Consider the following 21,327-nt stretch of genomic DNA (forward strand, 5'->3'; position numbering starts at 1 on the left):
CGCCTTCCTTCCTGGTGCAGAGGACGACCGGGCCCGCGCTTTTGCGCTCAATCGCTGCCCGCCTGCACGGGATTCGGCCTTCGCTTTTCGATCGCATGCTTGAGAAGCGCGGCGCAGCGGAAGATCCCGTGGGCGAACTTGCCGTACGGCAGCGTGAGGAAAAGTCCCATCACAAACCCCAGGTGGACAGCCAGCAACAGCGGCATCCACGATGTCTCCCGCCAGGCAAGCAGCGCCAGTCCCGTCAAGCTGATGAAGAACAGAAGCGCAATGAAGCCGCGATCCATGCTCTTCTGCCGCTCGTCGACCTGCAGGTCGTTGCGGCGCATGTTCAGCCAGAACAGACCTGCCGGACCAATGATGAGCCCGATGCCGCCCGCAGTGCCAAGCAGCACGGGCAGGCCGAAAACCGGATACGGCGCCTCCATTGCGAAAAGATAGTGGTACAGCGTCGCGACCGACGTGGAGGCGAAGCAGAGCATGAAACCGTAGAACGTGAAGTGGTGAAAGCGTCGCCGCCAGAGGGTGAAGGCATCATCTTCGTTGTTGCATCCGTCCCCATGCCCGCCGCCCAGATACTGCAGCGTAAGCGCCGACTTGGCCGCCTCTCCGACGGCATCCTGCAACGGGATGGGTGCTCCCGGTTCGGAGATCTGTCGCCAAAAGCGGACAACCCCAATCGCAAGAGCGACGACTGACCAGCCAAAAGCGGCGCCAAATGTCACGGCGAGTACGTTGTGCGGGAAAATCGCGTAGAACTCCCCCTCCAGTCCGTCGATGAAAAGGCTGCCCTTGATCATGATCGTCGCGATCAGAAACGCCGCCACACCCAGGCTGACCGCCATTGCGACGGCGAAGCCGTTACGGCGGTAGATCTCACCGAAAGCTCTGGGGAACGCATACTCGATGTAAGTGTCGCGTCTCACCCGCGCCAGCGTCTTGGGCAGGTTTACTCCAAACTCATGCGGTGGCGCGTACTGACAGGCGTAGAGGCAGGCGGAACAGTTGTGGCAGAGGTTCGCCAAGTAGTGGGCATCGGCCTCGTTGAAGTCGAGCCTCCTCGTCATCGCAGGGAAGACCGCGCAGAAGCTCTCGCAATACCTGCAGGCGTTGCAGATGTGCAGGAGGCGGTCTACTTCAGCCACATTGGCATCGAGTTCGCGTTCGGCCTTACCAGCGAGATCCATCAGATTATCGAGGACGGCCATGCTCATTTACTCCTGATATCTTGCATGTTGCGGGCGGCCGCTGCCGCGCCCGTTCCGGCGATGCGGCCGAACGCCGTGCCGATGCTCATGCCCACGCCTGCGGTGTAGCCCTTGCCGAGGACGTTACCCGCCATCATCTCCCCGGCGACGAAGAGGTTCGGGCTTGGACGATCCCCAAAGCGCACTGCGGCGGTGTCGTCAACCTTGAGAGAGAGGTACGTAAATGTGATGCCTGGTCGGAGAGCGTAGCCGTAGAACGGTGGCTTATCGATCCGTTGCGCCCAGTGTGTCTTGGCGGGAGCGAGGCCATCTGTCCGACAGTCGTCGAGGACTGTGTGGTCGAAGATACCCGGCTGACAAGCTGCGTTGTAGTCGTTGAGGCTCTGCATGAAGGCGTCCACAGGCAGTTCCAGCTTCGCTGCCAGTTCCGGGAGGCTGTCGGCCACAACGCCTGGAAACACCGGCGGCATGAACCGTCCTGTAACCTTGCTGTCTATGATCGAATAGCCTATCTGGCCGGGCTGCTGTGCCACAAGGCGACCCCAGATCGCATAGCGTTTGGGCCAGAAGTCCTCGCCCTCGTCGTAGAAACGCTCACCCTGCCTGTTCACCACGACCCCCAGGGAGACACAGTCGATGCGCGTACAGATGCCGCCGTCATAGAGAGGCGCCCTCGCATCGATGGCCACGCAGTGACCCTGGGAGGGATCGCCCATGGTGTCGGCGCCGGCCCCCATCATGTACTTGAGCAGCACGCCTTGGTTGAAGCGGGTGCCGCGGACCAGGAAGTTGTCGGCAGGCCATTCACCCCTCTCGTTGCGTCCCCAGGCCTCGCGCAACCACTCTCGATTGGATTCAAAGCCACCCGCTGCGAGCACACCCGCCCTTGCGGTTATTCTCTCACCGGATTCAGTGACCACACCAACAAACCGGTCGCCTTCAAGGATGATCTCAGCCACGGGCGTATCGTATCGCACCTTCACGCCGAGCCCCTCGGCACTGCGGTAGTACGCGTTGACGAGCGCCTTGCCTCCACCCATGAAGAACGCGTTGGTGCGGGCGACGTGCAATGCGCCGGAGAGCGGCGGCTGGAAACGAACACCGTGCTTGCGCATCCAGTCGCGGCAGGTGGAGGACGCCCGTATAACCAGCCGCGCCAGATGCTCGTCCGTCTCCCCGCCTGTGACCTTGAGCAGGTCCTGCCAGAATTCCTCCTCTGGATATGCCTCGATGAGGACGTCCTGCGGTGCGTCGTGCATACATCTGAGGTTTCGGGTGTGCTGGGAGTTCCCTCCCCGCCATTCCTTGGGAGATGCTTCGAGCATCAGGACCGACGCGCCTGCCTCCCTTGCCATGAGAGCCGCGCACAAAGCCGCATTGCCGCCTCCGACGATCAGAACGTCGATCAATATTCTCACTCCCTACCGATGTCGGAACACCTCTAGGAAAATCATGTGAGCCAGACCATCAAGCATCCATGAAGGACACTTCACGAATCGTGAAGGGCCGCGCCTAACCACCTGCCCTCGAGGACCAAACTCGCCACGACCTTGCGCAGCTGCGCCCGTAGAGCGAGTGCCGCCGGCGAAAGCTCGTGCTCAGGAAGGCTCGCCAGCAGGTTCATCCGGTGAACGCCGGGGTCGGATATCGGACGAACGTCCAGTCCCTCCACCGAGGTGCGGGCCAGCGCCGCTCCAGGCTGGATAGTGTAGCCTAGCCCTTCTGCGACAGCCTCCATGATGACCGCCAGAGAATCAATTTCCATTGCAATGTTCGGACTGACCTTCGCGGCTGCAAAAGAACGGTCCAGACTGGATCGCAACCCATGGCCACGGCTGGGAAGGATGAGGGGCCGCGACGCGGCCTCGGCAAGGCACACGGCGCTTTGATCCCGGCTCGTTGGGCAGGCTTTCTCCGCGTCCGATGGATAGCCGATCAGGAACAGGCTTTCGTCGAGCAACGGGATTGCCTCGCCACGGGCAAACGTGACCGACTCGGCGTTGAACAGGACTGCGAGATCAATCTGTCGCGTCTTGAGCATATCGGCCAGATGACCTGACATGCCTTCGACGAGTTGCAGACGGATACTCGGATAACGCCGCGCCATCGCCTTGATAAGCGGCAAAGCCAGGATGGAAGATGTCGTGGGCGCAAGGCCCAGGGAAACCACTCCCGACAGGCGGGCACCCTGCGCGGATGAAGCGGCGGCTTCTATATTTCTGAGTGCAAGGGTCGCATGGCGGCAGAAGGCTGCCCCTGCCTCGGTGGGGGTAACGCCCGATGCCCCTCGGACCAGAAGCCGTGTGGAAAGCTCACTTTCAAGCCGACTGATCTGCTGACTCAAAGCAGAGGTCGCCATGCCCAGTTCGGCTGCGGCCTTCCCTATGCTTCCCAACTGGACGGCCGTCACCAGGTACTTGAGCTGTCTGAGTTCCATTCTTTTCTCCTGGCAGCAGGCCTTGAAATCTAGCGTCCCAAGGCTTTCCGCCGCGCAACGGGAACATCACGCACTTAGCCATGCTTTGGGATGTCAGCTGAAGCTATACGGCAAAAACCTGCCAAGCGACCATTGCCGTGAATGCAATTTCCGGCAATGGTCCTGGGATCGAACAGTTGGCCTGCTGTCGTCCTGCCCGCGCAGTTCCGCCCATGCGCTATTTTGGAAAGCCATAGCGTTCGGTTATATCCCAGAAACTTCGATTGATGCTGATCAGCGACTGGATACTGCCGTTGATGCGGCCGATCTCTGCATCGTCGAGGGCTTCGATTTTTCCATACTTGATCGCATCCCTGCTCTCGAAGATCCGCAATGATTGCGTGAGGCCGATCTCGCCTGCGGGATCGAATGAGTAGATGCAGTGATTATACTTGTTCCGCAGCTTGGCCTCTTCCAACAGGCGCCTGGTGGCCACCAGGACATCATCTCGGCAGCCAGGATCTATCCGTTGCATCTTGGCCAGCCGCTCCACCAGATCGATGCGGGCCCTTGGTGTGTTGAGCGTCAGAAATATGACGATCGCCGTTTCCTTGTCGACGTCCGCCAGTCCGGCGATCATGTGGATCAACAGGCTTTCGGTGTTGGTCCATGTGTAGTTCAACTGCCCGACGAGTAGCAGTACATCCTTGAACCGGGGCATGGCGTGCCAACCTACTCAAGCGAGCGCGATAGCGTCGTCTTCAGCTTGGTCACACCTGTTTCCCGAAGATAGCAGGCAGCGGCTTCGGTGCGGTTGCGGGCTCCCAGCTTGTTGATGAGGTTGTGGATGTGGACCTTCACGGTATGCTCGGACAGTCCAAGGATCGCAGCGATAACTTTGTTCTGACTTCCTTCGGCAAGGTGCCCCAGGATTTCCATTTCCCGGGCTGTCAATCGCGCGAGTGTAGTGCTTGTGTCCGCCTGAAGTACGGCATCCAGCTGGAGCGGCTGCGCCGTGTCTGCAGGCCCGTATTGGCGCAGCGGCGGCGCCACGAAATGTGTTCCACCCCCCAGGATTATGCGAAGGCTCGAGAGAAACACATCGAGCCTGACGTCAAGCGGGAGTATGCCCCGCAGCACCTGAGGATTGAAGTTGCACAGCTCATCCGGAGGGCTGGCTGCTTGTGTGTCTGTGACAAAAGCCAGCCGCAAGCCTGGGTAGCGCGACATGAAGATTTCCAGGCACTGCTCGAGTTGCTTGAGAAAGAAAAGGTCAATCAGAATCAGTTCCACTGGGTCATGAACGCTCGACAATGCTGCGCCAAGACGATCGACGCAGTGAACGTGCAGCCAGGGGAACTCGCGTTCGATCGCACCGGCCATCGACACCGATATGACGCCCGGCGAAGCGGCAACGACAATCGTCCGCTGCTCGGGCTGCAACCCGGCCTCTGTCCATCCATAGCTAGCGTTTTGTTGTGGCGGCAATTCCCTCGATATCATGGCCTGCCTCCTCCCGTTCGCCACAGCTTTCGCCGGTGGTTACTTAGCAAACTCTAATCCATGAGGGCGAGCTTGGGAATAGCTCGAAAGGTGGAGGCGATCTCGCCATGAACTCACCGGCGGCAACAGCCGTTCTACAAAGAATCGTCGTTTAGGCTATTGAAATGATATCGCTTTGAGGGGAATTTCGGCACTGTTCGCCTGGCACCCATGTATCAGGTACGTTCCGGTCCTTTAGGACTTTAGGCTAACTAAAACGCGCATGAGGCGGACCCTTCGAGCACGAGGGGCGGACGATTTAGCTCCAATAGGCATCTTACCGATATGCCAGGATGGGATCAAACTCTTCTCTTGGCTTCTCCATAGACCAACGCCGACGCCCATGGTGAGCCAACCCCGAAACTCGTTAGGGAGGATCGTCATAGCCAACAAATCACACTTGTATAGTCGCGGCCGCCGGCAGGTGTGCCGCGTTCCCGAAATCCAATCGCACGGCTAAGGCCCCAAGGAGATGAATGGCGGTCACGCTGTCGCGGTTAGTGACAGAGGACAATCGACATGCCTACGAAACGCAACAACCACGACGGGAACAACGTTCCCATGGTTCCTGATCCCAGCTCCGAAAGTGAGCAGCAGCAGCAGCAACAGCAGCGCCAGCAGGAACAACAGCAGCAGAAACAATCTGAATACCAGGGTCAAGACCAACACAGTGACCAGAGCCAGAGCAGTGAGAGCTACAATCTCAATGGCAACGGCAACGCTAATCTCAATGGCAACCTGAATGGCAATTTCAACGCCAGCAAGAACCTCAACGAGAACGTCAACACGACCACGGTCGATGTTGGCGTAAACGTCGACTTGGCGATGGAAGGCTACCTACCGGATGACAACGACTTTGCAGACATAGACGTCAGCGGTGGCAGTTCGGTCAACGGGGTATTCAATATCCAGTTTGACAACGTTCTGAACGGTGCACTCGGAGGCGGGGGCAACAACGTCGGGAACGTCTTCAACCAGGTCGCCAACATCCAGGACAACGACTACCTGGGAACAGCAACCGTCGATAACTCTGGTGGGTACTCGCCCACTCAGACCGCAACCGGTGGACTGGCGATTGCCAGAGAGGGCATCAGCGCAGGTGGTGGCGGTGGCGAAGGCGGCAGCCATGCTAACGCCAATGGAGGAGATGGTGCTGACGGAGGCTATGCAACCGGAGGCTCCGCAACGGGTGGTGACGGCACCGGTGGCGAGGCCAACAGCCTAGCGGCCGGCGGCATCAGTGCCGGCGGGTACGCAAGCGGTGGCGACGGCTCCAGCGGCTCGGCCGAGAATGGCGACGTTGAAGGGGGTCGCGGCGACGGTGGCCGTGGCGCCAGTGGTGGCGATGGGTTCGGACTAGGCCTCGGATTGGGCTTGGGCCTGGGCGCAGGTCTGGCATTTGGCGGTGACGGTGCCGAAGGCGGCAGCAACACGGCCGGCGACAGTGGCGACACCGGCGATGGTGGTAACGCCAACGGTGGTGATGCCGATGCGGGTGGCGACGGCGGAGCCGGTACCGGTGGCACGACGCCATCGACGATCGGCGACGTCATGGCGTTCCTGAATTCGACTGACGTCGATGGTACCGGCGGAGATGGAACCGGTGGAGACGGTGGCGATAGCAGCGGCGGTTCCGGCGGTGGTGGTGGTGCAGGTGGCGCATCCGGCGCTGGCGGTGCCGCCACCGGAGCTGGTGCAGGTGGTGCAGGTGGCGCAGCCGCAGGTACCGGAACGGGCACTGGATCAGGCACTGGCACAGGCTCGGGTACGGGCGGCGATGGCGGTGATGGCGGTGCTGGGACCGGCGGAGCAGCCCTCGGCGGCACGGCAACTACTGGCGCGGCAACGGGCGGCAGTGCCTCGGCCGGCGGTGGCGACGGCGGTGCGGCTCTAAGCGGTGCCTGGGCAGATGGCCTCGGCGGTGATGCATTCGCCGGCTGGGCACTTGGCGGAGCCGGCGGTGACGGCGGCGCAGGCGGTTTCGCGACCAATGGCGACGGTGGCAACGGCGGAGCCGGCGGAACCTGGGGGTCGAACAATGGTGATGATGGCTTCGTGACCGGCACCAGTTCTGCGTCTGCCGATGCGGTCATCGATACGCACGCGTTCAACCAGGATATCGTTCTAGGCGCCAACCTGCAGCAGAATGCGATCGACATGACAATCGTCGGTGGCAGCCTGACCAGCACAACGGTGGGCGAGGACGACGACGGAGCATAAGCGAAAAGAGTTATCGGTCTTCTACCGACAGTGGGACCGATCAGCGGAGGCCTGGACAGATCCCTGTGCAGGCCTCCGACTGCCGTATTCGACAGGCGATAACAGGTAGGGAGTCGAAGTCGTGTTAGGCATGGACAAAATCACCGAGGAAATCGCCCACTTCATAGGGATGTTTCATACAAATCTGGAACAGGCCAGGGCGAGAGAGAGCTATACCGATTTCTCCTTCGTCTCGACCACGCACGAAGCTCAATCCAGTCCCGTGGACGGGAGTACGTTCGCCTCTGATTATGAGTTTGAAGGGTATGACCCATATCTCAATTACCGGCCTCTTTACCCGATCTTTCCGCTAGCTTCTCCATGGCCCACCCTGCACCGGCAAATCGAAAACCACGACGCGCTCGATCGGTTGGTTCTTCGCACGGATATGGAGTTGACGTCGCGCGCAGCCTTCGCCAGCACCGTATCGTTCCAGATGATTGTCCCACCTTTGGAACCGCCGGGCTCTGTGGCGAACTACTTCCATCAGCATGTCATACTCTCCGACAATGATGTCTTTTCGGTCGGTGGCCATGGTTTCGTTGTTTCTGCCGAAATGGTCGATCCTTTGGCGGTTCTCCAAGCGGCCCAACCTGTTTTGCAATTGTCGCCGCTCGCTGACCTCGTCACGCCAGGCTCGGCGGGCGAGATAATCACGCTTGTCAGGGCAGCCGCAGAAGCGCTCGAAGACGCCGATTACGGCGCCAGCGACTATGCGGTCATGCATCAGGGCGAGACGCTGTCCGGCATCTATGTCAACGGACACCTGGTCACGGAAGCGCCAAAGCTCGAGGACCATCACTCATTCGATGACGGCACCGAGGATGAAACGGAGGAAGTTGGGGGATATACGGAAACCTCTCACTATGATCATCCCTTGCTCGACGCCTCTGTGACAATCACCTTGGGCGGCAATACGGTCCTCAATGATGCAGTGCTGAAGAGCCTGTGGTCGGGAGCGAAGGTCACGGCAGTGGTCGGTGATCATTTCGAAATTAACGCGATCATACAGATCAATGCGATCTGGGACATGGATGATTTTGGCGGCGGGCTCTCCCATTGGAGCGAAGGTTCTGATCCCAACGATATTTTCAATATTGCCAGTTTCGAGAGGCAGGCCCCGGGAACTCCGCAGCAAGGCGCCGAAAGCATCAGCGATCAGTTTCCGAGCTACTGGTCGGTAACAGAAATCAGCGGCGACTTGATGATCGTCAATTGGCTCGAGCAATACATCTTCATGACCGACAATGACGTGGGCATCGTATCTGCGTCCGGTGCGCAGACCTCAGTCATCACAGGAGACAATACCGGGATCAATCACACGAGCATTTTCGAGCTCGGCTACAGTTATGACCTGATCATTATCGGCGGTTCGGTCTACGATGCCAGCATTATCGAGCAGATCAACGTGTTGTTCGATTCCGACCAGATAGGGGCCATGCCCGGCTTCCAGACCAACGGTGCCGGCGAGGTCTCATCCTCGGCAAATCTTCTCTGGAACCAGGCGTCAATTCATAATATTGGCGGCGACGACCGGTTCAGCGCACTGCCGGACAGCTATCTTCAGGCAGCATTGTCCCTGGCGAACGGCGATGGAGAGCTCCCTGACGCTCTCCTGAACGATCCCGCCTTTGCGGGCCTGGCAGGGTTGCGGGTTCTTTACATAAGCGGTGACCTGATCAACCTCCAGTACATCAGGCAGACGAGCATCGTTGGCGACAACGATCAGATCGCGCTGGCAATGGATGCGGTCATCCCCAACCTTGATGCGGACTGGACTGTGGAGACAGGCGGCAACGCACTCATCAACAACGCTGCAATTCTCGACCTCGATTCCTTGGGCAGCACATATGTGGGTGGCGAGCAGTACTCCCAGGAAACGCTGATCCAGGCGGAGCTGATCTCGTCACAACCCGATCTCGGAAGCCAAGACCCTACCCTCCTGGCAAGCGAGGCCGTGTTGTTCCTCGACGAAACGATGCTCGACGACAATGTCGAACCGTCCTCCGGCGTCTCGACCACGACCGATCCTGCTCAAAGCCAGGATGATGGTCTGCAGACCCTGCTGGCCTAATAGAGGGAAGCTCAGCCTTGAACGTCCGATCTGACAACATCGGCACTGCCCAAGGACCCACGTCCGGGTCGGATAGGTTCGAGCTCACTCCGCCCGACCCGAAGCTCGACCAGGCGTATCAGAAGATCGAACAAGCCGTCGAAGAATGCCGGCATGCGGGCGACGCCCCGTCCGAGAACCCGGCGGCAGCGCCCGTTACGGGGGACGATGTGGCATCGGGCGAGGCGATTGCCCTGTCACAAGACGGGGCTAGCTTCGACAACGTGGAAATCACCGAACCACTTCCAAGGATTTCGGAACCGCCAATGGCAAAAGCCGGCGAGGGAATGACTACGATCGACGGTGACTGCGGTCCGGTCCTGTCAAAAGGCGGAGGACATGGACCAGGAAAGAATTCAGGCGGCGCAGGTAGCGGCAATGGCGGTACCTTTCACAAGCGGCTGGGTGCAGTCGATTTCGATGCCAGCCTGCAGGCAGGCATCAAGGCCGTACGCCACAACCTGGCGATCGTCATGCTGTTTACCGTCGCCAGCAATGTGCTCGTGCTGGCGATCCCGATCTATCTTTTCCAGATCTCCGATCGTGTGCTGACCAGCCGGTCTATCGAAACGCTGGTCATGCTCAGTGTCATCATCGTCGGTGCGATCCTCCTGCAGGCGATGTTTGATGCGCTTCGGCGATTTATCCTCATGCGCACGGCCGTCGAGGTCGCAGCCCAGCTCGGAGCGCCGGTATTGAGTGCTGCTGCACGCGCTTCGCTCCACGGCACCGGCCGCGAATACCAGACGCTCGGAGACCTTCAGCAGGTCCGCTCGTTCCTGGTATCCCGGACACTCTTGTCGTTCCTGGATGCGCCTATCGCCCCGATCTTCGTGATTGCTGTCTTCCTCATCCACCTTCATCTGGGCATGATCGTGGTGGCGACAGCTATCGTTCTCCTGATCCTGACGCAGATCAACCAGCGGCTGACGGCAAATTCTTTCGCCGAAGCCAACAGCGCGCAGGTGAGAGCCAACCTGCACGTCGAATCCATGTCGCGAAACTCGCAGATCATCAATGCCTTGGCCATGATACCGGAAGCCGTGCGGATATGGGGCCGTGACACTGCCTCGTCCCTGCGCGCTCAAGTGGTGGCTCAAGACCGCAATATTGCGATCGCAGCTATCTCCAAGGCCGTCCGATTGCTGACGCAGGTGAGCTTGCTGGGCTGGGGCGCGTTCCTGTCGCTCGAAGGCGAACTGACTGGCGGCATGGTGATTGCCGCATCCATAATCGCCGGGCGAGCGCTGGCACCGATCGAAGGAGCGATCGAGGGCTGGAACCAATACAGTCAGGCGCGTGCCGCCTATGGCAGGATCACTGCGCTTCTCAAGGCGTCGCCACTGGCATTTGAAAGGCTGAGTTTGCCGAAACCGGAAGGACGGCTCGATGTCGAACGGCTTCTCTTTGTGCCACAGGGGACCAAGCGGGTGGTCCTGAACGGACTGTCCTTCAGTCTTCAACCCGGAGATTCTCTTGCCATCATAGGCAATTCGGGCGCCGGCAAGACGACGCTCGGCAAGATGCTGGTGGGATCCATCCTGCCGACATCAGGCAATGTTCGATTGGACCTGATGGATCTGCGCAACTGGGACCAGAGACAGTTCGGTGAAAACATCGGTTACTTGCCACAGGACGTGCAGCTCTTTCCGGGAACGATCAAGGCCAACATTGCCCGCATGCGTACCGATGTCGACGACGAGGCTATCTACCGAGCCGCCATACTTGCCGATGTCCACGAAATGATCGCCAGCCTTCCGCATGGTTACGAGACGATGGTGGCAGCCGATGGGTCGCCGCTTTCAGGTGGGCAGAAGCAGCGAATTGCGCTTGCACGGGCATTCTTCGGCGATCCTCGCTTTGTGGTGCTTGATGAACCCAATTCCAATCTCGACAGCGCCGGTGATGCGGCGCTGATGCGTGCGCTCAAGCATGCGAAAGACCACGGCATCACGGTTGCGACAATCACTCAACGCCCCGCACTTCTGCATTGCGTCGACAAGATCCTGCTTTTGGTGAACGGCACGGTCGCGCTGTTCGGCATTCGAACTGATGTGCTCAATGCGCTCGACAGCCGGGGTATTGCTATCGACAGCGGCAGTTTCGGCCACCAGTTGCAGTAGGAGCCAAGGATGAGCGACATCGCCAAGGTCCATGACATCGAGTGGTATGCCAACGTTCCTCGCTCGATCTGGAAGCCGACCATGGTGGGCCTGCTCCTGATTGCTTTGTTTTTTGGAGGCTTCGGCACCTGGGCAGTAACGGCCCCGCTTGCGGCAGCCGTGATAGCGCAAGGCAGTTTCGTTGCCACCGGACACAACAAGATTATCCAGCATCTTGAAGGCGGCGTGATCAGCGAACTGCTGGTCAAGGAGGGTGATCATGTCGTGGAAGGCCAGGCACTGGTTCGGCTCGATGAGACGGCAGCTCGCGCCAAGAGCCGGGAACTCTTCTTGCGACAGATGCGATTGGAAGCAACCGCCGCGCGATTGACAGCGCAATCGGTTACCGCAGCACGCATGATCATTCCGCCACTGGTCGAAAAGTACAAGGACGATCCAGACGTGCAACCGATCCTCATCAGCCAGGAACTCAATTTCAAGGCACAACAGGGAAAGCTTTCCGGGGAGTTGGCACTGCTTGCCCAGAATGTCGAAGCGTTGCGGTTCCGGGCAAGCGGCTATGCTCGCCAGGCGGACGCATATGTCCAGCAATTGGACCTGCTGACAGCGGAGTATGAAAGCAAGAAGACGCTTAACCGCAAGGGCGTCATTCGCGCGAACGACCTGAAGACGATCCAGCGCGCGATGGCCGATGCCAATGGACAGATCGGTCGACTGGAGGCAGAGGTTGCAGAAACCAAGGCGCAGATCGTCAAGGGCAAGCAGGAGATCGGGCGGGCCCGCGAGCTTTATCGCGAAGAAGCCCTGGACCGCCTGCAAGAAATCCAGAGCGAGCGTGACACGGTGCGCGAGCAGTTACGCCAGGCGGAAAACATTCTGGAGCGGGCAACCATCCATGCACCCGTCGCCGGGGTCGTGGTGCGTACTCACTATCACACCACAGGCGGCGTCATAGAAAGCGGTAAGGGGATCCTCGAAATCCTGCCGTCCGGCGTGCCGCTGATCATCGAGGTCCAGATACCCCGCAACGTGATCGATCGGGTAAGGGCGGGGCAGCATGCAACGGTTCGACTGATCTCGTTGAACCAGCGGACGACACCGGTTCTCCAAGGCGAGGTAATCTACGTTTCTGCCGACGCGTTGGAGGACACGAAGCAGACGACGGCTCAAGACGTTTATCTGGTACGCGTCGATGTGCCGGCACGGGAGCTTGCAAGGCTTGAGGGTTTTGCACCAACACCCGGCATGCCGGCCGAAGTCATGGTGCAGACAGAGGCGCGGACGTTCCTCAGATATCTCGTCAAACCGATCACCGACAGCATGTCACGCGCTTTTACCGAACGGTGAAGGTTGCGACTATCCGGTCCGCTCCTCGCCTCTCATCCTGCGCAACGTGGCTGGGCACATTTGGGGACCACTTCAGCACGGCCTGAGGCGCGGATGACTTGACTGCGATCAAGAGTCGGATAAAGGGATGTCCGTCGAAAAGTTTAAGGCCGGTGTGGTTATTCCGGTCCCTGCCTAGGTAGGAAAGTCGCGAATGCGAACCCACGGCACCAACCCAAATGAGGTGGTGCTGTGGCTTTTGGGCCCGCTCCACCCGTCAATGCGTGGAGCAACAATGACAGACCCAAAAACCATCGTGATTGCGCAATTTTTCATCTCAGGGATGATGGCATTTCTCATGACCGGCTTTTTTTCCTTCCTTCACATCGGGCCGAGTCTTGACTGGCTTTCGGAGTGGAGCAGCGCATTCATGATCGCCTGGCCGGTAGCCTTCGTCTTGTCGCTAGGCGTTGGGAAGCTCGGGTTCATGATGGCGTGCCGGATCACGTCATCCTCTGCGCGTCTGAAGGCATAACGCTTCCTCTTGCACCCGTGTACAGCCCTGCCTCGCCACCACTCTGGTTGGCGGGGCTTCAATTCAGGGCATGGGTCGTAACCAGGCCTTCCCTTGCAGGGTGTGGTGAAGGCCTTGCACCCGCGCCGCTCCCACCGCATCCAATTGACGAAACGTCAGCGCCGCATTTCGGCGGGAGACGGAGGGCAGCCCTTACGCTGCCCCGAGTGGAACTTCATGTGTATCCTCTAGCTTCCCGGCTGCGTATTTCGCTACGCGCCAGCCGAAAACCAGTGCCGGACCGAGGGTCGTGCCCGGACCAGGATAGGTTCCACGGAAAATCGAGGCGAGATCATTGCCGCAAGCAAAAAGACCAGGGATCGGATTGCCGGCCTCATCGAGAATACGGCCGAATTCGTCACCTGCCAGGCCTGCGCTGGATGCGAGATCTGCAGGACGGACTGCCATCGCATAGTAAGGACCATCGCCAATTGGTCTCAGGCATGGGTTCGGCTTCATGGCAGGATCACCGTTAAAGCGATTGACCACCGAGGCGCCCCGTCCGAAAGCTTCATCGACGCCGGTGGTGGCCGCTCGATTATAAGCCTCTACCGTTGCACCGAGTTCCTCTGTGTCACACCCTATCCTGGCTGCAAGCTCAACAAGCGTGTTCGCCTCTATCACATAGCCGGCTCTGACCATCTGAGAGAGGTTCCTCGCGCCTGGCAGGACCATTCCCATGCCGTATCGGCGCATGAAAGCGGAATCACAGATCAGGTGAGCCGGCATCGCTCCTTCGCGAATCTGTCCCATGGCAAAATCATGATAGGAATCCGATTCATTGACAAAACGCTTTCCCGCGGCGCTGACCGCAATGAGACCCGGCTTGGCGCGATCAAGGATGATGTGTGGCCAGACCGCCAGGGAGCCATTGGCACGGCGATAGGAGGAGCACGGCATCCACAGGGCGGGGCTGTCTCCGCCGTCGTCGAAGCGCGCGCCTATGGCTACCGCCAGATCCGCTCCGTCGCCGGTATTGCTGATGGGGCCAAGCGCATAGTCTCGAGTACCTTCAGGAAACAGTTGATCCCGAATCTTGCGGTTCCAGCATATACCGCCGGTCGCCAGCACGACGCCCTTGCGCGCAATAACGCGACGCGGTCCAGACGGACCATCAAGCAGAGCCCCGATCACTCGGTTATTCTCGATGATCAATTCCTTGACCCGGGTTTCGAACAGTATGGGAACTTCCGCCTTGCGCAGGCTGTAAAAAAGCCGCCCCACCAGCGCATTACCCATCAGCAGCCGCGTTCCGCGGCGGTACCTGAGGCGGTCGAGAAAATAGCGTCCTACGATAGTTGCTGCATTTCGCAGATTGCCGAGCGAGCGTAGCGGCCACAGCAGCGTGTCAAGTTCGTTTCGCCCCACCATCATGCCGCCAAGCCCCATGAATTCGGAGCGTGGCGCGCGTATCCGGGCGAAGTCTTCACGGTTGAGCAGCCTGCCGTCGAACATAAGCGGGGCGAGCGCACGACCGCCATAGGCGGCGCCCGGTCCATCCAGGTAATCGGGGTGCGCGGTAGCGGCCGCAAACTTCACATCCGTCCGATGGTCCAATTCTTCGATTGCTTCGCGACCTGAGGCGAGAAAGGCTTCTCTCAAGCGGAGGCCGCCACGGTTGGCGACGACGCTTTCGAGGAAAGTCCGCGCATCCTCCACCTTGTCGGGAACGCCTGCAAGCTCGGAGAGATGCGTACCCGGCACCCAGGTCGTGCCCCCGGAGGTGGCCGTTGTGCCGCCAACCTGATCGGTCTTTTCGCAGAGGACGACAGTCAGGCCTTCCAACGCAGCAACAAGTGCAGCCGCCATGCCGCCCGCACCGGCACCGCAAACCAAAAGGTCAATCTCCTCGACCGAGCTCTGCACGACGTCAGATGGCATTGTCTTTCTCTCCATGGATTTCTTCCTGATTTGCTTCGCGCGTGATAACATCTTTGGGTGGTCAGGAACCCGCAGGGCGTGTCGGGCTGCGTCAGTCGTTTGAGAACTGCATGAGTTTTGTCAGAAGGCGAGTTTCAACGGGCTCTGGGCAACGCAGGGCATGCCACCGTCGAAGGCGTTGCAGTCAGGGCATCGCTCATCGCTGGCGGACCTCTCTGTCGGAAAGTTTCCACCAAACAGAAGGGTGGCGACCACGGCTCTCATGAAGATCCTCCTCCGTCTTCGTGGCTATCCAAACCGAGGCGCCGTTTTCTCGCGTGGTGAGGGGCATCTTCCCCTTCACGCACCTTTTCATTTGCAGGGGGTGCCCTGATTTCCTTAGGCCGGAGCCACTCGTGCAGGACTGAGAGCCCCGACACATCCACCCGGTAGAAGGTCTCACGGCCATGACTTCTCATTGCCACCAGCTGCGCCTGCTTCAGCCGGGCAAGGTGCTTGGACACCGCCGGTTGCGATACATCGCCGGCGGACGTCAGTGCGTGTACCGGCAGTTCACCCGCTGACCGAAGCCTTTCCAGGATCTTGCGTCGGGTCGGGTCGCTCAACGACTTCAACACTGCATCCAGCTTCTTATCGATTTCGCCGCGTTCTCTCATGCCAGCACCTAATGTTGGTCGAGTGAATGGTTCGGGGGTGGCAACCCTCATGGAGAGCGTTCTGCCGATCTCAGGACTGCCATGGTCGCCGCGTGCGCCATGGCAGCTCGCCCCAGCGCATCGATTTTTTCGGCCAACGCTCGGTGCGGGACCTCTACGCTGATCGTCACATCCGGCGGTATTGCACGGGCAAAACCACGCATGTCGATGCCGCCCTGCCCTGGGAAAAGCCGCTCACCACGGGCAATCCGGATGAGCCCTTCATCGCTCGGATCGTAAGGCACGACCCCGTCGCAGAACTGCACGTAGTTGACCCTGTTGCGCGGTAACGCGGCGATCTCCTCCAGTGTCGTCGCCGAGCGGTCGAAATGCAGGGCATCGACCAGTACGCCGCCATTCGCCTGACCGGCGGCCTCGACCACTGCCGACGCGGCCTTGAGGTCCGGCACCGCCGTCCAGGGCATGAACTCGAGATCTGCGGTCAACCCATGGGGCGCCGCCATCTCGCAGAACCGCGCGAAGCTGTCCGTCAGACGATGGCCCTCACCATCGTCGCCGGCCACCAGCACGTGCACTGCGTCCAGCGCCTCGCACCGCTCACAGAACCGGGCGAACAGATCCCAGTCATTCTCGGGCTTGAGACGAATGATTTCGACGTCGGCTATACGTATCCCGGTATCGTCGAGTGCAGCGCGTACATCCGCCAGCAGACCATCGTCCCTGAGCAACGGATATTCTGGTTCGCCAGAGGCTGCGGCGGGCAGAATACGCACGCCGACCTTCTGGTAGCCGGTGGCCGCCGCAATACGGACGGCCTCGACAGGTCCAACGTCGAAGGTGGTCAGATAAGCGAGAGAAAGCGTTGGCATGGTCATTTCAGCGGCGAGAACGACAGCGGCAAGGCGATCTGGCTCGTCATGTCCGGCGTAAGCCAGTCCGGTCCACCCTTGGGCGGCCATTTACCATCGGCCACCGAGCGGCTGCGCGCTTCGGCCCGAGCCGCGAGGCTTTCATACGGCCAGATCTGCGTGAGGCGCGGTGGCCCGTCGAGCCCGTACATCGCCACCGTCAGCTTGGAGTAGGCTTCTCTTGGGGGCACCGCTTCCGCCCACTTCTCCATGGTCGGAACAATGCCGTTGATTTTCGTTCGATAGGTCCGAAACTCATAGATGGGGCCGTAGGTCCCCGGCTCCACAGATGGAAGGAAATCCAGCGCGCGGTAGCTCTCCATATTGAGAGACACGAGATGTTCGACGCAGCCGAAGGGATCGGCGCTGCGAATGGCTCGCTCACGCTCCGCCATCATCGAGTCGAGGTCGTCAAACGAACGCAGCACGAAAATCCGGTTCAGCGTTCCGATATCCGTGCCCCAGGCACCGCAGAGACGACCCTCACCTTTGGCTATCCAAGCCTCCAGCCCGGCAGCAGCCTTGCCTGCCCCAAAGATAACCGTGTCGAGTGTCGAAAGCTCATAAAGTTTCATGTTGTCTCCTCCATTTCCATTGTGTCGATACCGGTAACTGGCTGATCAGCCAGAACGCGGCCGGCGATATATCCAAACGTCATCCCCGGCCCCAGAGTGATCCCGCCGGACGGATAGCGTCCCGCCATGATCGAGGACATGTCGTTGCCGACGGCGAATAGTCCGGGAATTGGGACCCCACTCCCGTCAACAACCCGCGCGGTCGGATCGGTTTTCACCCCCGCAAACGTCCCGAGCGATCCGGGAACGATCTTGACGGCGTAGAACGGGGCCCGACAAAGCGGGGCAAGTGAGGGGTTCGGCTGATGGGCGGGGTCGCCCTGCACACGGTTGTAGATCGACCTGCCGCGATGGAAATCCGGGTCCTCTCCTGCCGCAGCGAACCCGTTGAACCGCGCAATAGTCTCCACCAGCACCTCCGCCGGAATTGCGCAGGCATGCGCGAGTTCTTCAACGCTTCTCCCGCGCTTCAGGTATCCGGACCGGACTGCCGGTGTGGTCGGGAACGGAAAGGGCTTCGCCGATCCGAGGCCCCAGCGCCGCTGTGCCGAACGGTCGGCGATCAGCCATGCCTCGACCGGCTCCCCAGAAGGTGTGGCTGCGATCAGCGCCGCGACAAAATCGTGGTAGCTGTCCGCCTCGCTGACGAACCGCCGGCCAGCCGCCGTCACCGCAATGATGCCTGGCTTGGCACGTTCGAGAAGATGCGGGAAATGCGCGGCCTTGCCGCCCTCGCGTGGGACGATAGATACCGGCGCCAAAGCCACGGCGGATGCGAGATCATCCGCAACCAGGCCGCCGACCTCCTCCGCAAGGCGAAGCCCGTCACCGGTATTTGAACGCGGCGCGGCCGAAAAATGTCCCCGTCCGCCGCCTGCATGGTGAGCAAGTTGATCGAGCCGTGCGGGGTCATGCGGAAAACCACCCGTCGCCAGCACAACGCCACGCTTTGCCTCGACCCGCAGCGTTCCATCCGTTGTCGCCAGCGATGCGCCGGTGACGCGGCTACCGTCAACCAACAGTTCCTTCACCGGCGCACTGTCGATCAGCGTCACCCCAAGATCGATGCTCGAGCGCAGCAGTCTTGCAACAAGCGCGTTTCCATTGACGAGATGCATGCCCCGCCCGTGGACCAGGAGATCCCGTACATGGCGCGCCAACCGGCCGACAACGTAAAGCGCGGAACGCGCATGGCGGGTAGCCTGAAAGAAATGCCGCATGTCGGCGCCACTGGCCAATCCCATGCCCCAGAGGCTGGCCACGTCCAGCGGCGGCCGCAGCTTCTTCACCCAGCGTCCGAGTTCACGCGCGTCGTAGGGGGCGGCGCAGACGGAGCGACCGCCTCTGGCTGACCCCGGCGTTTCATGAAAGTCAGGGACCTGGTTTCCGTCAATCCAGCGCATAGCGGTGCGGTCCTGGAAGAACGACACCATCTCCGGCCCGTTGGCGAGAAAGGCGGCGATGCGCGGATCGGCAGAGTGGTTACCGAGTTCGCTGCGCAGATACTCCATCGGCGTCTCAAGTGGTTCAACGATCCCGGCCGCCTGGGCAAGAGGGTTGCGCGGGATCCACAGCCACCCACCGGACCATGCGGTTGTTCCGCCGAAAACGGGTTCCTTTTCGGCGACGACCACCTTCAGGCCGAAATGCGCTGCCGTCACTGCCGCTGCCAAACCGGAAGCTCCCGAACCTATCACCAGGACGTCGCACACGATCCGAGACGTCATCTGCCGGTCCAGTCACGGCTGAGCGCGAACGACGTCTGCAATGAAAAACGGCTCATGCTCCCTGCCTTTCGTGTCCCAGCGCCGGCTGCAGGTTTCTGACGATCGCCTGGAAGTAATGGGAGCCAGAGGCAGCCTCACCAATTTCGGCTGCGGCGGCCTGGAGACGCGGAGCAAGTTCCCGCATGCGTGTGTCTGTCATCCGCACAGCTGGACCCGCGATCGACAGGCAGCCCAGCACCGCGCCATTTCCCTGATAGCGAACCGGTACGGCCATTGCCGCCATCCCGGCGATATAGCTGTCCACTGCGGTCGCGTACCCATGCATGCGCGCCACTTCCAACCGCTCGAGAATGAGGGTCAGGCTGCGTGGTGCACCGGGACCCGTTCCATCCGCCTTCCGAAGAAGGCCCTGCGCCGAAACCTTGGCCAAGGCCTCTTCGTCACTCATGGTCGATAGCCACGCCTGTCCTCCTGCGGAACTGGCGAGATGGACCACAACGCCCTGCTCCTGACCTGGATCGTAGCGAAGGCCGCGCGTTGCGCCCTGAGCCACAGCCACCCAAATCAGCCTGTCATCATCGATGACCGAGAGCCGGATAAGTTCACCCGAATAGGCCGCGAGCCCATCGAGAACAGGCTGCGTCACGTCGGTGATGCCGGCCCGACCCAGGAAGCCAAGCCCCATCGCCGGAAGCTTGATCGTCACGGCATAGTCGCCCTGGGCCTGCGTTTGGCGCACGTAGCCCAGCCGGGCAAGCTCCTGAAGGGTCCGGTGTACGCCGCTTGCCGGCTGATCGGTTGCGGCTGCAATCGCCGACACTGGCAGGCCGGTGGGATGCTCGACAAGCAGTTCGATAATGGCCAGTGCTTTCTCGACGACGCTGCTCATTGTACCGTCCCGTCCTTGTTCTGCGAGGGGGAGATCGATTGAAGCGGTGAAAGATCAACGGTGACTGCACGACCGCTGTCCGCGGCCGCACTGATCGCGTCGAGGACGATCAGGTTGGCCGTCGCGTCACGCGCCGAAACCAGCGGCTCCGCCTTCCGCCTCACCAGATCTGCGAAATGAGCAATCTGAACCTCATAGGGGTCCGCCTGAATGACCGGCAGCTTCGATGGCCTCAATGCCCGCGTCCAGTTGGGCTCAGCTTCGGGCTCCCAGAGAGTGAGATCCGGCAACGACAAACCGGCGCGGCTGCCCGCATAGTGGTGCGCGCTGGCATCGTGGGCCGGGAACCGCGCCAGGTTCTCTCCCGCTGTCAGGTCCCATGCCCACGGTCCGGCGGCCGCATCGGAAATGCAGAGCGTTGCCAGCCCGCCCGCCTTGAAAGCCAGGCAAACCGCGGCCGTATCTTCGACCGGAAGGCCGCGGCGGGCATTGCTGGAAATCGCCTGCACGGTCGCAATCTCGCCGAAGAAGTGGCGGAGCAGGTCGATCTCGTGCACCAGATTGATCAACAGAGGTCCACCAGCACCCGGGCGCCGTCGCCACGGGGCGTCGAAATATCCCGCATCCTTGGCGAGTGAGCATGTCACCGTCGCCATGACGAGATCGCCGATCCGTCCGGAACGTATCGCCTGATGGGCCGCACGGATAATTGGATTATGCCGCCGGTGATGACCAACCAGGAGCGGGACACGCGTCTCTTCTGCCACGGCAAGCAGCTGCAACGCCGACGAAAGACTTTCCGCCACCGGCTTTTCCAGAAGCACCGGAATACCAGCCCGCAAGAACATCTCGGAAACCGGCAGGTGCGTTTCGTTGGGCGTTGCGACGATGGCAGCGTTCGCTCGCCCCGAGTTGATGAGATCGTCGACCGACGCAAAGCAAGGGATGCCGATCTCATCGGCCAGCGCGATAGCCGGCGCGGCAGGATCCACCAGAGCCGCCAGCCGGACACCCGACATTTGGCTCAAGGTATGAATGTGGGTTCGCCCAATGGCGCCGGCGCCCACAACGGCAATATCGATGAGATGTCTCAAAAGGCTGCCTCCAGATGGAGCTCTTTATATCCGAGT

Annotated in this window: 18 protein-coding genes; 5 read left to right on the forward strand and 13 right to left on the reverse strand. The window is 60.5% G+C overall.

Going from position 1 to position 21,327, the window contains the following annotated elements; all coding sequences use genetic code 11:
- Positions 1-47: 47 nt before the first annotated feature.
- From tcuB to LH464_RS18115, 5 genes are all read right to left on the reverse strand, one after another.
- Entirely contained in the window at positions 48-1,208 is a 1,161-nt protein-coding gene (gene tcuB, locus LH464_RS18095; RefSeq protein ID WP_315859686.1) for a tricarballylate utilization 4Fe-4S protein TcuB, read from the reverse strand.
- A 2-nt stretch (positions 1,209-1,210) separates the two neighbouring features.
- Positions 1,211-2,617, reverse strand: coding sequence for an FAD-dependent tricarballylate dehydrogenase TcuA (gene tcuA, locus LH464_RS18100; protein ID WP_226787808.1), 1,407 nt, complete (start codon positions 2,615-2,617; stop codon positions 1,211-1,213).
- A gap of 80 nt (positions 2,618-2,697) precedes the next feature.
- Complete coding sequence (locus LH464_RS18105; RefSeq protein ID WP_226787809.1) at positions 2,698-3,645, reverse strand: LysR family transcriptional regulator; 948 nt, start codon at positions 3,643-3,645, stop codon at positions 2,698-2,700.
- Between the two features lie 217 nt (positions 3,646-3,862).
- Positions 3,863-4,345 carry a hypothetical protein gene (locus tag LH464_RS18110; RefSeq protein ID WP_226787810.1) on the reverse strand — a complete coding sequence of 161 codons (483 nt, stop codon included), beginning with the start codon at positions 4,343-4,345 and terminating at the stop codon, positions 3,863-3,865.
- A gap of 11 nt (positions 4,346-4,356) precedes the next feature.
- Positions 4,357-5,127 carry a helix-turn-helix transcriptional regulator gene (locus LH464_RS18115; protein WP_226787811.1) on the reverse strand — a complete coding sequence of 257 codons (771 nt, stop codon included), beginning with the start codon at positions 5,125-5,127 and terminating at the stop codon, positions 4,357-4,359.
- A 558-nt stretch (positions 5,128-5,685) separates the two neighbouring features.
- Between LH464_RS18115 and LH464_RS24600 the strand changes: the two genes are divergently transcribed.
- The 5 genes from LH464_RS24600 to LH464_RS18140 all read left to right on the forward strand — a co-directional run bounded on the left by LH464_RS24600 (position 5,686) and on the right by LH464_RS18140 (position 13,522).
- Positions 5,686-7,386: a hypothetical protein gene (locus tag LH464_RS24600; protein ID WP_255648465.1), complete on the forward strand. Its 1,701-nt coding sequence runs from the start codon at positions 5,686-5,688 to the stop codon at positions 7,384-7,386.
- Positions 7,387-7,516: 130 nt separating this feature from the next.
- On the forward strand, positions 7,517-9,499 hold the full coding sequence (locus tag LH464_RS18125) for a hypothetical protein (protein WP_226787812.1): 1,983 nt from the start codon (positions 7,517-7,519) through the stop codon (positions 9,497-9,499).
- 17 nt (positions 9,500-9,516) lie between these two features.
- Entirely contained in the window at positions 9,517-11,661 is a 2,145-nt protein-coding gene (locus LH464_RS18130; protein WP_226787813.1) for a type I secretion system permease/ATPase, read from the forward strand.
- A gap of 9 nt (positions 11,662-11,670) precedes the next feature.
- The gene (locus tag LH464_RS18135; RefSeq protein ID WP_226787814.1) at positions 11,671-13,008 is read left to right on the forward strand and encodes an HlyD family type I secretion periplasmic adaptor subunit; all 1,338 of its coding nucleotides are present in this window, start codon (positions 11,671-11,673) and stop codon (positions 13,006-13,008) included.
- A gap of 193 nt (positions 13,009-13,201) precedes the next feature.
- Entirely contained in the window at positions 13,202-13,522 is a 321-nt protein-coding gene (locus LH464_RS18140; RefSeq protein WP_226787815.1) for a DUF2798 domain-containing protein, read from the forward strand.
- A 192-nt stretch (positions 13,523-13,714) separates the two neighbouring features.
- Here LH464_RS18140 and LH464_RS18145 read toward each other — a convergent pair whose 3' ends face one another.
- From LH464_RS18145 to LH464_RS18180, 8 genes are all read right to left on the reverse strand, one after another.
- Entirely contained in the window at positions 13,715-15,457 is a 1,743-nt protein-coding gene (locus LH464_RS18145; protein ID WP_226787816.1) for an FAD-dependent oxidoreductase, read from the reverse strand.
- Positions 15,458-15,562: 105 nt separating this feature from the next.
- A complete protein-coding gene (locus tag LH464_RS18150; protein WP_226787817.1) occupies positions 15,563-15,706 on the reverse strand; it encodes a hypothetical protein in 144 nt (47 codons plus the stop codon).
- Positions 15,703-16,149, reverse strand: a complete 447-nt coding sequence (locus tag LH464_RS18155) for an ArsR/SmtB family transcription factor (protein ID WP_226787818.1) — start codon at positions 16,147-16,149, stop codon at positions 15,703-15,705. Before LH464_RS18155 ends, LH464_RS18150 begins: the two co-directional genes overlap by 4 nt.
- On the reverse strand, positions 16,146-16,967 hold the full coding sequence (locus tag LH464_RS18160) for a sugar phosphate isomerase/epimerase family protein (RefSeq protein WP_226787819.1): 822 nt from the start codon (positions 16,965-16,967) through the stop codon (positions 16,146-16,148). Before LH464_RS18160 ends, LH464_RS18155 begins: the two co-directional genes overlap by 4 nt.
- A 2-nt stretch (positions 16,968-16,969) precedes the next feature.
- On the reverse strand, positions 16,970-17,581 hold the full coding sequence (locus LH464_RS18165; RefSeq protein ID WP_226787820.1) for an NIPSNAP family protein: 612 nt from the start codon (positions 17,579-17,581) through the stop codon (positions 16,970-16,972).
- Positions 17,578-19,308 carry an FAD-dependent oxidoreductase gene (locus tag LH464_RS18170; RefSeq protein WP_226787821.1) on the reverse strand — a complete coding sequence of 577 codons (1,731 nt, stop codon included), beginning with the start codon at positions 19,306-19,308 and terminating at the stop codon, positions 17,578-17,580. The genes LH464_RS18165 and LH464_RS18170 overlap by 4 nt, the downstream gene beginning before the upstream one ends.
- Before the next feature lie 52 nt (positions 19,309-19,360).
- Positions 19,361-20,197: an IclR family transcriptional regulator gene (locus LH464_RS18175; RefSeq protein ID WP_226787822.1), complete on the reverse strand. Its 837-nt coding sequence runs from the start codon at positions 20,195-20,197 to the stop codon at positions 19,361-19,363.
- Positions 20,194-21,291: a Gfo/Idh/MocA family protein gene (locus tag LH464_RS18180; RefSeq protein ID WP_226787823.1), complete on the reverse strand. Its 1,098-nt coding sequence runs from the start codon at positions 21,289-21,291 to the stop codon at positions 20,194-20,196. The genes LH464_RS18175 and LH464_RS18180 overlap by 4 nt, the downstream gene beginning before the upstream one ends.
- Between the last annotated feature and the right edge of the window lie 36 nt (positions 21,292-21,327).

Source organism: Pseudorhizobium xiangyangii, from assembly GCF_020531965.1.
In the GTDB taxonomy this organism is placed as follows: domain Bacteria; phylum Pseudomonadota; class Alphaproteobacteria; order Rhizobiales; family Rhizobiaceae; genus Neorhizobium; species Neorhizobium xiangyangii.